This is a genomic window from Endozoicomonas sp. ISHI1, assembly GCF_024606225.1.
In the GTDB taxonomy this organism is placed as follows: domain Bacteria; phylum Pseudomonadota; class Gammaproteobacteria; order Pseudomonadales; family Endozoicomonadaceae; genus Endozoicomonas_A.
On the sequence record NZ_JAGRPU010000037.1, the window covers coordinates 1 to 12,985 of the forward strand.

Sequence of the window (12,985 nt, forward strand, 5' to 3'; positions counted from 1 at the left end):
GCCAGCATCAAGGTTTTTCGTTTCTGTTTCATGAGGATCGCTACATGATCATTGAATCCTCCTGTGGCAGTGACAAAGCCTCCTGCCCGCTCCAAAAAATCAGGCTCAAGCATCCAGTCTTCAGCGTGTTGGGCCACAACAATGGCGCCCTCTGGCATAGAGCCTGCCGCTTGTTTTCTGGCCAGCCAGAGTGGCCCTGTGCAGAAGCCTTCGCTGACACCCTCACCGATGGCCAGGGTCTCCTGAGGTATAGGCATGGCGAAATCCATCCCGCCAGAGAGTCGGGTGACAGGACGTACCTGCAACAGGAACAGGCGACCCTGATGATCGATGGCAAACTCCACGTCCACAGGGCAGAGCAGCAGGTTTTCCAGCTCTGTCACCACTCGCCTGAGCTCTGAAACCATGTCATCACTGAGTTGTTGTTCGACGTCGTTTGATTGGGTATCGGCATCATCAATGCTTGTTTCCGAATAGCCGTTATTGTTCTTGTGCAGAACAAAGTGACTTGAGATCATTCCGGGAAAATATTGAGAGCTGCCAGCTTCTTCTGTAAGACCCTCGCGATAAATATCAATGCGGTGAGGCGTATTACCGGACTGCCCTGCCACAACACCTCTGGGTTGGCCGGGAGTGTATTCAATCCTGACGGTCTTATCCTGAAAGGATTGAAAACTCATGGCGACCCCACCATATCGGCAGTCAATGCACTGTTGGATGATAAGCGCCATGGGTGGAGGTATCACTCCGGGACAGACTTCAGGCCGGTAACCTGAGGCCATGACCTTAAGGCAGGTTCGTAAAATATCGTCTTCTTCCTGAACTAAAGAGAGGTATTTGCCTGCCTGGGCATCGCCGTAGTTATCTTCATTGATCCCGGAACTGCGGACAATAAGCGGCTGTGATGTTAATAGCCCGTGATCCCTGATGTGTCTCGCCGCTTCTGAATCTTTAACCTGCTTATAAAAGTCCTCACTGGCAATAAATTTCGCCACACCCGTCAGCCAGCTATCTCTTTTGGCTTGCTCTGAGAGCGGCAAAGCATTGAGGCATTCCCTGATGTTCGCCAGACTGATCTCTGCCTCCGGTTCATTGCCGATCCCGGGGAAATAGTGTTCAAGACCCCGGGTATCCAGAGGGTGTTGTTCAAGGGCATTCATAACGTGAGCAGTAACGCACTCGAAGGGGGGAACACGAAAACCGGCTTCCTTCATGCGCTGCAAAAACATCCCCTTGCCGCCAAGTTGTTCCCGACTGGCAGGAGAACAGTCAGCAGCCTCATTTGAAACAGGTGAACGGCAGGCACGCTTGGTTAGTGGCGTTGGGTCGGGAACGCCACCGGGATTAAGATCACTGAAATACCTTTTAGGTGAACGATTAGGTGAACGACTAGCCTCAGTAACCTGATTGGGATCAGTTGTCAGTCTTTGAAAACTTGCTGTGACATAATCAAAAATAGATTTTAACATCAAGATCCCCCCCCTTCATGTTATTACTCATCCATGATTTAATCGCTATCGCATGACGAATAAAACGATTACTTACTTAACTTTTGACAATGATATTTTTATAAAGTTCACTCGCCAGCCTGAAGCACGCAGTAGAAAAAACAACATCAGGGTTTGCACTGGTCAGCGTTGTCTGAATCGATCAGACCTTATTCGCAGATTATCTGAGGTATTGACGAAGTTCGGGGTTTCTTTGTTTTGCTGCCTCGATAAAAGCCGTATCATCTTTAAGCTCTGAAGCAGCATATTTGAAAGCTCGAGGATTTATTGCAATTAAGTCGAGCATACACTGGCGATCCTTCAATGCCTTTTGACTGGCATATGATAAGGCATAAATACTTTCAGCAATGGCCACTCGAATAATGTTTTTATCGCCTTTGAGTCTTTCACTTACAAACATCAGAGAAAATGAATTCTGTGCGACAGCGACCATTGCATGCTTATAATCATCCTTAAGTTTCAGACTGGCATATTGTATCTGAGTACCCGCTCGTCTGACTGATGCCATAACGACTTCGCTATCATCCCTCAGTTCTTCACTCACATATTTCAGTTGATCTGGATGTTTTTCTAACGCGGGTAATACTAAGTCTTTATCATTCAGAACCCGTTGACTGGCATATTTTAACCCATGCTTTAGCAGGGCATTCCTGACCTTTTCTTTATGATCCCCAAGCAACTGACCCGGTGGCGCATAAAACTGCAGATATTCACTGCAGGAGGGTTTGACAACAAAGAATTGACCTTTCAAATGGGAATATAAAAGCTCAACCAATTGCATAGCGCCTGAAGGATATCTGAATAAAAGATGTTGTAAGAGTTGCCTGCGGATGTCCGCATCGATCTCATTACTCTTGAACATTTCCCGAAGCTCGTCCTTCAATTCACGGCTCAAACACTTGGACAGACACTGAACATGATTAATAAACTGCTGGTGCTGGTTTCTTAATAACGAGTAGAAATCAGGAACAATGGTGCAAAAATCATAAGCGATTGTAAAAAGGCAATCTCGAAAGGCGAATCTATCAGCTTCTGTTGCAATATCTCTGTTAAGGCGTTGTGCAAGCAAGTCAAAGTTCCACTGATCTCCTTCAAAAATAACTTTATCCTTCAGCCAACGATCCAAATTATACATAGCATTTAACACAATGATCAGTTTTTCATAAGCCTCCTGCATAGTACCACGTGAACTCATTTGGGAGCATTCGACGAAAATTTCTCCCGCTACAGCGTTAAAACTCAGCTTCATGCTATCAGCATTTTTATCCAGTTCGATTGCTTTTAATAACTTCACCAGAAACCACATACGTTTTAACTTGCTGGGCTCATCACTGCCGTCAGGACTATCAAATTCGTCAGCAAATGTCAGCCGCAGGGTTCGTTCTTTCCCTCCTTCTGCGTATTCAAGTAGCTCGATAAGACAGAAATGATTTCCAAGCTTCTGATTAACAATCAAGGCATTATCCATAATGACGACAGTCGCTGGACGATGTGTTTTTTCAAGAAATGCTCTGTCGGATGGCCTCAATATCGACACATTTTCGTCCAGGGTCGTGCAATCAAGATAGGTGATGGACCCTTCCCTGGATATCCTGCCCTGACCCGCAGCAAGACTGACCGGAGCCAGCGCATTTACAAAGCGCTGATGCAGAGCAAAAATCAGGTCATGGACACTCCGCAGCTGCTCAGCCTCAGTGGGGTTCAGTGCCTGAAGACAGGATTGTAGCTGATGGCAGGCGGCCACCCACTGACGAAACGTTACCTGTCCTTCTTTGCCATCATCCGAGGGAAGGGTAATAGCCTTTAGCCCGGATTGGATGGTCTGTTCCAGCGTCACAAACCGGTTCATCAATTGCGGCAACTCATCCAGCCGTGACTTGAGCTGTTGTGAATCGCTGTTAACCGCCAGCCGCAAGAATGCCCCGTAGCCATTGAGCTGTGCTTTAGCCCCATGAATCAACCTTTGTACGATCTCCTCAGTTTCTGCCAATATCTTTGATCGTTGTGGCGACATGCTCAGTTTTATGGGGTTTGCCAGACAATCCAGTCCACCGCCGGGGGCAAAAAATGCCAACAGCCGGGCATTTTGATCCGTGAGCCATTGAAAACCGCTGGCGACCTTGCGGAATGCGCCCTCTGGGGGGGATAAATCATCCCGTGATGGGATGACCTTTGTTGACGGTAGATCAGAAAATGCAGTGGACAGGCTTCTGTGACAAGCCAGTTTTCCGGTAAGGTCACCGGCAACAATAAAGGCTCCGGGCTCATCGTTAAAACGGGCGCAGGCCAGCGTCGCCTGTTGGCCAGCCTCCTGAGAGGCCAATGCCGAATAATGGCCACCGGCCCGCATCAAGGGTATTTGTTCCTGTTTCAGCAGGATTGCCACATGATCATTGAATCCTGCTCCGGCCAAAACAAAACCTCCTGCCCGGTTCAGGAATTTGGACTCAAGCATCCAGTCTTCAGCGTGGTCAGCCAAGACAATAGCTCCCTCCGGCATTGAATCTACCTCTCGTCGATTGGCCAGCCAGAGGGGGCCAGTGCAATAGCCTTCGCTGATGCTCTCGCCAATGGCCAGAGCCTCTTTAGGTATGGGCATGGCAAAAGCCATGTCACCAGAGAGTCGGGTAATGGGGCGCACCTGCAACAGGAACAGGCGACCCTGATGATCGATGGCAAACTCCACATCCACGGGGCAGAGCAACAGGTTTTCCAGCTCTGTCACCACCTTTCTGAGGGTAGCAACCATTTTATCACTGAGTTTCTGTCCACCGTCGTTTGATTGGGCATTGGCATCATCAATTCTTATTTCCAAATAGCCGTTATTGCTCTTGTGCAGGGTAAAGTGACTTGAGATCGTCCCGGCGAAATATTGAGAGCTGTCAGCTTCTTCTTTGCGATCCTCGCGAAAAATATCAATGCGGTGAGGCGTGTTACCGGACTGCCCGGCCACTACGCCTTTGGGTTGACCGCGTGTGTACTCAACACTGACGGTATTATCCTGAAAAGATTTAAAGCTCATGGCGACACCGCCAAATCGACAGTCAATGCACTGCTGGATAATCAATGCCATAGGCTGCGGTACGCCTTCGCAACAGACTTCAGGCCGGTAAGCTGAAGCCATAACCTTGAGGCAAGTACATAAAATATCGTCTTCTTCCTGAACCACAGAGAGGTATTTGCCCGCCTGAGCGTCGCCGTAGTTATCTTCATTGATACCAGAACTGCGGACAATCACCGGTTGTGATGTGGAGAGTTCGTCCAGCTTACGACGCAAATGCCTGATTTGTCGGGCCGCTTCTGAATCTTTAACCTGTGCGTAGTAGTCATCACTGGCAACAAACTGCGCCAGACCCGCCAGCCAGTTATCCCTTTTGGTTTGCTCTGAAGATGGCATAGCATTGAGGCGCTCCCTGATGATCGCCAGACTGATCTCTGCCTCCGGTTCATTGCCGATCCCGGGGAAATAATGTTCAAGACCCCGGATATCCAGAGGGTGTTGTTCAAGGGCATTCACAACGTGAGCAGTAACGCACTCGAAGGGTGGAACACGAAAACCGGCTTCCTTCATGCGCTGCAAAAACATCCCCTTGCCGCCAAGTTGTTCCCGACTGGCAGGAGAACAGTCAGCAGCCTCATTTGAAACAGGTGAACGGCAGGCACGCTTGGTTAGTGGCGTTGGGTCGGGAACGCCACCGGGATTAAGATCACTGAAATACCTCTTAGGTGAACGATTAGCCTCAGTAACCTGATTGGGATCAGTTGTCAGTCTTTGAAAACTTGCTGTGACATCATCAAAAGTAGATTTTAACATCAAGATCCCTCCCCTTCATGTTATTATTCATCCATGATTTAATCGCTATCGCATGACGAATAAAACGATTACTTACTTAACTTTTGACAATGATATTTTTATAAAGTTCACTCGCCAGCCTGAAGCACGCAGTAGAAAAAACAACACCAGGCTGGCATCAGGGTTTGCACTGGTCAACGTTATCTGAATCGATCAGGCCTTATTCGCAAATTATCTAAGGTATTGACGAAGTTGCGGGTTTCTTTGTTTTGCTGCCTCAATAAAAGCCGTATCACCTTTAAGTCCTGAAACAGCATAATTGAAAGCTTGGGGATTTATTTCAATTAAGTCGAGCATGCACTGGCGATCCTCCAATACCTTTTGACTGGCATATGATAAGGGATAAATACTTTCAGCAATGGCCATTCTGATAATATTTTTATCGTCTCGAAGTCTTTTACTTGCATAACGCAGAGCCAAGGGACATTTAGCGATAGCGGCCTTAACGACATCGCTATCATTCTTCAGCTCTTCACTCAAATCTCCCAGTTCGCAGGGATCTCCTGAAAACGCGGGTAATACAAAGTTTTTATCATTCCGAACCCGCTGGCTGGCATATTCCAGCCCATGCTTCAGCAAGGTATTCCTGATCTTTTCTTTATGATCCCCAAGTGGCTGGCCCGGTGGTACATAAAACTCCAATCTGTAATTCCTGGATGGATTAATAACAAAGCATTGATTTCCGATGTCATACACTTGCTCAATCAATCTAACAGCGCTTACGGGATAAAATAATAAAAAATGGTGTAAGAGCTCCCTGCGGATGTCCTCGCTCATCTCAGCACTCATTAAGATTTCCTGCTCACTTTCTTTTGGTTTTCTCCCACGATCCAATGACAAATGATACATACCGAACCGATGGGCATAATGAGCAAATTGTTGATGGTGTTTGCTCAATAACCGACAGCAAGGGGCAGTCTTGGAGAAGGTGCTTTTATTTTGATAAGACATTGCGAAAAGGCAATGTTGAAAAGCGAATCTATCTGCCTCTGTCGCAACATCAGGATTAAGGCGCTGTGCAAATAAGTTAAAGTCCCACTGACCTCCTTCAAAAATGGGTCTGCCCTTCAGCTCAATATCCAGATTACACATAGCACGTAACACAATGATCAGTTTTTCAAAGGCATGCTGCATGGTTTCAGGTGATCTCATGCGGGAGCATTCGACGTTCATTTCACCCGCTACGGCGTTGCAACTCAGCTTCATGCTATCAGCATTTTTATCCAGTTCGATCTCCTTCAATAACTGCGCCAGAAACCACATACGCCGGAATTTGCCGGATTTCTCATCATTATCAGTTCTATCAAAGTCGTCAGAAAATTTCAGCCTCAAGGTTCGTCCTTTGCCCCCCTCTGCGTTTTCAAGTAGCTCGATAAGGCTCACATGACTGCCAAGATTCAGATTAACAATCACAGCTTCATCCATACTGATAACTGTCCCTGAACACCCTAATGCTTTGATTGATGTTTTGCAGGACTGCCTCAGTATTGGTGCCTTATCATCCGGCTTACCCGGAGCCCTGCAATCAACATAGGTAACGCGATCTTTCTTGGAAAGCCTGCCCTGACCCGAAGCCAGAGCGACCGGTGCCAATACCTCTACAAAACGCTGATGCAAGGAAAAAATCAGCTCATGGACACTTCGCACCTGCTCAGCGCTATCAGGGTTGAGTGCCTGAAGACAGGATTGAAGCTGATGACAGTCTGCCACCCACTGACGAAATATTCCCGGGGATAGCTGTCCTTCTTCGGCGGCTTGCACAGGAAGAATGATACTCTTTAACCCGGATTCGATGGTCTTTTTCAACATCTGGAACCGGTTGATCAGCTGCGGTAATTCATGCCGAAATGACTTGACCCTGTGTGAACGACTCTTGCCCGCCAGTTGCAAGAATGCCTGGCACCCGTCCAGCAGTGCTTCAGCCCCGTGAACCAGCCGTTTTACGCTGTCACAGGTCTCGGCCAGTAAATTTAATCTTTGTGGCGACATACTCAATTTTATCGGGTTTGCCAAACAACCCAGTCCGCCGCCGGAGGCAAAAAATGCCAACAAACGGGCATTTTGATCCGTGAGCCATTGAAAACCGCTGGCGACCTGACGGAACGTGTCTTCAGAGAGGGACAAATCATCCCGTGACGGGACAGCTGTTGCTAACGGCACATCATAAACAGCAGAGGATAGACTTCCATGACTGGCCAGTTTACCGGTAATGTCACCGGCAACAATAAAGGCTCCAGACTTACCCTTAAAGCGGGCGCAGACCAGTGTCGCCTGTTGGCCAACCTGAGCAACCACGGCCGCATAGTGACCATCGGCCAGCATCAAAGTTTTTCGTTGCTGTTTCATGAGGATCGCTACATGATCATTGAATCCTCCTACCGCAATGACAAAACCTCCTGCCCGCTCCAGGAACTCAGGCTCAAGCATCCACTCTTCAGCGTGGTGAGCCACGACAATAGCTCCCTCTGGCATAGAGTCTGTCGCCGGGTGTTTGGCCAGCCAGAGTGCCCCGGTGCAATAGCCTTCGCTGACACCCTCGCCGATGGCCAGAGTCTCTTCGGGTATGGGCATGGCGAAATCCATGCCGCCAGAAAGTCGGGTAACCGGACGAACCTGCAACAGAAACAGGCGACCCTGATGATCAATGGCAAACTCCACATCCACGGGGCAGCAAAACAGGTCTTCCAGCTCTGTCACCGCCCACCTGAGGTCTGAAATCATGTCATCAGTGAGTTGTTGTTCAACGTCGTTTGATTGGCCATCGGCATCATTCATTCTTGTTTCCGTATAGCCGTAATTGTTCTTGCACAGGGTGAAGTAACTTGAGATCGTTCCGGGAAAGTATTGAGAGCCGCCAGCTTCTTCTTTGCGATCCTCGCGATAAATATCAATGCGGTGAGGCGTGTTACCGGACTGCCCTGCCACTACACCTCTGGGTTGGCCGAGAGTGTACTCAACCCTGATGGTATTATCCTGAAAGGACCGAAAGCTCATGGCGACCCCACCATATTGGCAGTCAATGCACTGCTGGATGATCAGTGCCATGGGTGGAGGTATCAGTCCGGGACAGACTTCAGGTCGGTAACCTGAGGCCATAACCTTAAGACAGGTACGCAAAACATCCTCTTCTCCCTGAACTTCAGACAGATATTTGCCCGCCTGGGCATCGCCGTAATTGTCTTCATTGATGCCAGAACTGCGGACAATCACCGGCTGTGATGTTGATGGTCCGTGATCCCTGATGTGTCGGGCCGCTTCCGAATCTTTAACCTGCTTATAAAAGTCCTCACTGGCAATAAATTTCGCCAGACCCGCCAGCCAGCTATCTCTTTTGGTTTGCTCTGAAAGTGATAAAGCATTGAGGCGTTCCCTGATGTCCGCCAGACTGATCTCCGCCTTCGGTTCATCGATGATCCCGGGGAGATAGTGAGCCAGACATTGGACATCCAGAAGCTGTTGTTCCAGCTCATTGATGACCGAAGTGGTCACACACTGAAACGGTGGCACAGACAAACCGGCTTCCTTCATGCGCTGTAAAAACATTCCCTTGCCCCCAAGTTGTTCCCGGTTGGGGGGAAGAACAGCAGCCTGAGCTGAAACAGATGGACGGCAGAAACGCTTGGACAGTGACGTTTGGCTGAGCGGAACACTATGGGTAACAGAATCGCCGAGACGTTTTTTGGAAGCACGATCAGCCCCCCTGTCCTGCTTTGGTCCGGCTGGCAGGCTTTGAGGATTTGATCTGTCAATGTTTGCAGGCAAGGGTAACATAATGATAGCCCTATCAGGTTAATATTCATCCATAATTCAATGGCGAGCCATTGTTTTTGATTCGACAATAATGTTTTTATAAAGTTCACCCATCAGCTTCAGGCACGCAGTAGAAAAAAAACAGTAGGCTGACAACAGGGTTTTCAATGGTCAACGTTGTCCGGATCGATCAGACTTTATCCGCAGGTTATCTGTGGTATTGACGAACTTCGGGGTTTCTTTGTTCTGCTTCATTGATAAAAGCCTTATCATATTTAAGCTCGGCAGCAGCATAATTGAAAGCTCGAGGATTTTTTTCAATTAATTCGAGCATAAACCGGCGATCCTTCAATACCTTTTCAGTGACTAACAATAAGGAATGAATACTTTCAGCAATGGCTATTCGAATAATGTCTTTATCGCCTCGTAGTCTTTCACTGGCATACTGCAAAGATTCTGGATACTTTGCGATAGCGGCCATGACGACATAGCTATCATCCCTCAGCTTTTCACTCAAATATCGCAGTTCTGCGGGATATTCTGAAATGGCAGATAATGCAAAGTTTTTATCATTCAGAACCCGTTGGCTGGCATATTTCAGCCCATGCTTCACCACGGCATTCCTGATCTTTTCTTTATGATCCCCAAGTGGCTGGCCCGGTGGTGCATAAAACTCCAATCTGTAATTGTAAGATGGCTTGATAACAAAGCATTGATTCCCCATGTCATAGACTTGCTCAACCAGTTCAGTAGCTCTTATGGGAGTCAATAATAGAAGATGATTTAAGAGTTCCCTGCGGGTGTCCTCACCGATCTCATCACTCATTAAGATTTCCCGCGCACTTTCTTCCGGTGTTTCCCGACAAATTAACGACATGTGCCATATACTTAGCCGATGAACATAATGAGTAAATTGTTGATGGTGTTTGCTCAATAACTGACAGCAAGGGGCAGTATAGAGCCAGGCACTTTTAGTCCGACTGGACATTACGAATAGGCAATGTTGAAAGGCAAATCTATCCGTTTCTGTCGCAACATCACGATTAAGGCGTTGTGCAAGCAAATTAAAGTCCCACTGACCTCCTTCAAAAATGGGTATGCCCCTCAACTCAACATCCAGATCACACATAGAAGGTAAAACAATCATCAGTTGTTTAAAGGCCTCCTGCATGGTTTTAGTTGATAACATTTGGGCACATTCGACGGTCATTGCACCCGCTACGGCGTTGCAGCTCAACTTCATGCTATCAGCATTTTTATCCAGTTCGATCTCTCTTAATAATTGCGCCAGGAACCACATACGCTTGAACTTGCAGGATTTCTCCTTTTCATCATATCCATCAAATTTATCAGAAAATGTCAGTCTCAAGGTCCGTCCTTTCCCACCCTCTGCGCGTTCAAGCAGCTCAATAAGGCTCACATGACAGCCAAGTTTAAGGTTAACAATCACGGCTTCATCCATACTGATAACAGTCCCTGAACACCCTGATGCTTCGATTGATGTTTTGCAGGACATTTCCAGTAGTGGCGCCTTCTCATCCGGGTTACCCGGAGCCGTGCAATCAACATAGGTAACGCGACCTTTACTGGAAAGCTTGCCCTGAGCGGAAGCCTCAGCGACCGGTGCCAATGCCTTTACAAAACGCTGATGCAAGGCAAAAACCAGCTCATGGACGCTTTGCACCAGCTCGGCGCTCCCAGGGGTAAGTGCCTGAAGAGAGGACTGTAACTGATGACAGTCAGCTACCCACTGACGAAATATTCCCGGGGATAGCTGTCCTTCTTCGGCAGCTTGCATAGGAAGAATGATACTCTCTAAACGGGAGTGAATGGCCTGTTTCAACATCTCGAATCGGTGGATCAGTTGCGGTAACTCATCCCGCAATGACTTGACCCTGTGTGTACGGCTATTACCCGCCAGTTGCAAAAACGCATGATATCCATCCAGCAGTGCTTCAGCCCCATGAACCAGCCGTTTTACGCTGTCACAGGTCTTTGCCAGTAGCTTTGATCGTTGTGGCGACATGCTCAGTTTTACCGGGCTTGCCAGACAATCCAGTCCGCCGCCGGAGGCAAAAAATGCCAACAAACGGGCATTTTGATCCGTGAGCCATTGAAAACCGCTGGCGACCTGACTGAATGTGTCTTCAGAGGGGGACAAATCATCCCATGACGGGACAGCTGTTGCTAACGGCAAATCAGAGACAGCAGAAGACAGGCTTCTGTGACTCACCAGTTTACCGGTGATGTCACCGGCAACAACGAAGGCTCCGGGTTTTTCGTTAAAGCGGGCGCAGGCCAGCGTCGCCTGTTGGCCAACCCGGGCAGCCACTGCCGCATAGTGCCCACCGGCCAGCATCAAAGTTTTTCGTTGCTGTTTCATGAGGATCGCTACATGATCATTGAATCCTCCTGCGGCAGTGACAAAACCTCCTGCCCGCTCAAGAAACCGAGGCTCAAGCATCCAGTCTTCAGCGTGTCGGGCCACGACTATGGCACCCTCTGGCATAGAGTCTGCCGCTTGTTCTTTAGCCAGCCAGAGTGATCCGGTGCAAAAACCTTCGCTGACACCCTCACCGATGGCCAGGGTCTCTTCGGGTATGGGCATGGCGAAATCCATGCCGCCAGAAAGTCGGGTAACCGGTCGAACCTGCAACAAAAACAGGCGACCCTGATGATCAATGGCAAACTCCACATCCACGGGGCAGCACAACAGGTCTTCCAGCTCTGTCACCGCCCACCTGAGGTCTGAAATCATGTCATCAGTGAGTTGTTGTTCAACGTCGTTTGATTGGCCATCGGCATCATCCATTCTTGTTTCCGAATAGCCGTTATTGTTCTTGCACAGGGTGAAGTAACTTGAGATCGTTCCGGGAAAGTATTGAGAGCCGCCAGCTTCTTCTTTGCGATCCTCGCGATAAATATCAATGCGGTGAGGCGTGTTACCGGACTGCCCTGCCACTACACTTCCGGGTTGACCGGGAGTGTACTCAACCCTGATAGTATTATCCTGAAAGGACTTAAAGCTCATGGCGACCCCACCATATTGGCAGTCAATGCACTGTTGGATGATCAGTGCCATGGGTGGAGGTATCAGTCCGGGACAGACTTCAGGTCGGTAACCTGAGGCCATGACCTTAAGACAGGTACGCAAAACATCCTCTTCTCCCTGAACTTCAGAGAGATATTTGCCCGCCTGGGCATCGCCGTAATTGTCTTCATTGATGCCAGAACTGCGGACAATCACCGGCTGTGATGTTGATAGTCCGTGATCCCTGATGTGTCGGGCCGCTTCTGAATCTTTAACCTGCTCATAAAAGTCCTCACTGGCAATAAATGCCGCCAGACCCGCCAGCCAGCTATCTCTTTTGGTTTGCTCTGAAAGTGGCAAAGCATTGAGGCGCTCCCTGATGTTTGCCAGACTGATCTCTGCCTGCGGTTCATCGACGATCCAGGGGAGATCGTTTGCCAGACGCTGGATATCCAGAGGGTGTTGTTCCAGCGCATTCATGACCGAAGTGGTCACACACTGAAACGGTGGCACAGACAAACCGGCTTCCTTCATGCGCTGTAAAAACATTCCCTTGCCCCCAAGTTGTTCCCGGTTGTCAGGAGAACAATTAGCAGCCTGATCTGGAACAGGTGAGCGGCATTTGCGGTTGGAGAGTGGCGTTGCGTCGGGAACGCCAATGGGATCAAGATCATCGAAACAGCTTTCGGGTGAACTATCAGCTCCGGTATTCTGATCGCAGGCAGTTGCCAGACTTTGAGTATCTGATCTACCAATTATTGCTGGTGATAAAGGTAACATAAAGATATCCCTCTCATGTTAATATTCATCCATGATTCGACGGTAAGTCGTTACTTGTATCTG

At 48.5% G+C, this 12,985-nt stretch carries 4 protein-coding genes; all 4 read right to left on the reverse strand.

All coding sequences use genetic code 11. The features are described 5' to 3' along the window. A partial coding sequence (locus tag KBW69_RS18940) for a PEP/pyruvate-binding domain-containing protein (protein WP_257281876.1) occupies window positions 1-1,469 on the reverse strand: 1,469 nt, incomplete at its 3' end. A gap of 199 nt (window positions 1,470-1,668) precedes the next feature. Then, window positions 1,669-5,322: a PEP/pyruvate-binding domain-containing protein gene (locus KBW69_RS18945; RefSeq protein WP_257281877.1), complete on the reverse strand. Its 3,654-nt coding sequence runs from the start codon at window positions 5,320-5,322 to the stop codon at window positions 1,669-1,671. Window positions 5,323-5,532: 210 nt separating this feature from the next. Then, complete coding sequence (locus KBW69_RS18950; protein WP_257281878.1) at window positions 5,533-9,132, reverse strand: PEP/pyruvate-binding domain-containing protein; 3,600 nt, start codon at window positions 9,130-9,132, stop codon at window positions 5,533-5,535. Between the two features lie 187 nt (window positions 9,133-9,319). After that, window positions 9,320-12,922 carry a PEP/pyruvate-binding domain-containing protein gene (locus KBW69_RS18955; RefSeq protein ID WP_257281880.1) on the reverse strand — a complete coding sequence of 1,201 codons (3,603 nt, stop codon included), beginning with the start codon at window positions 12,920-12,922 and terminating at the stop codon, window positions 9,320-9,322. Between the last annotated feature and the right edge of the window lie 63 nt (window positions 12,923-12,985).

Coding starts and splice junctions, on each gene's coding strand:
- KBW69_RS18945 (WP_257281877.1), bottom strand. CDS start 5,322: ATGTTAAAATCTACTTTTGATGATGTCACAGCAAGTTTTCAAAGACTG.
- KBW69_RS18950 (WP_257281878.1), bottom strand. CDS start 9,132: ATGTTACCCTTGCCTGCAAACATTGACAGATCAAATCCTCAAAGCCTG.
- KBW69_RS18955 (WP_257281880.1), bottom strand. CDS start 12,922: ATGTTACCTTTATCACCAGCAATAATTGGTAGATCAGATACTCAAAGT.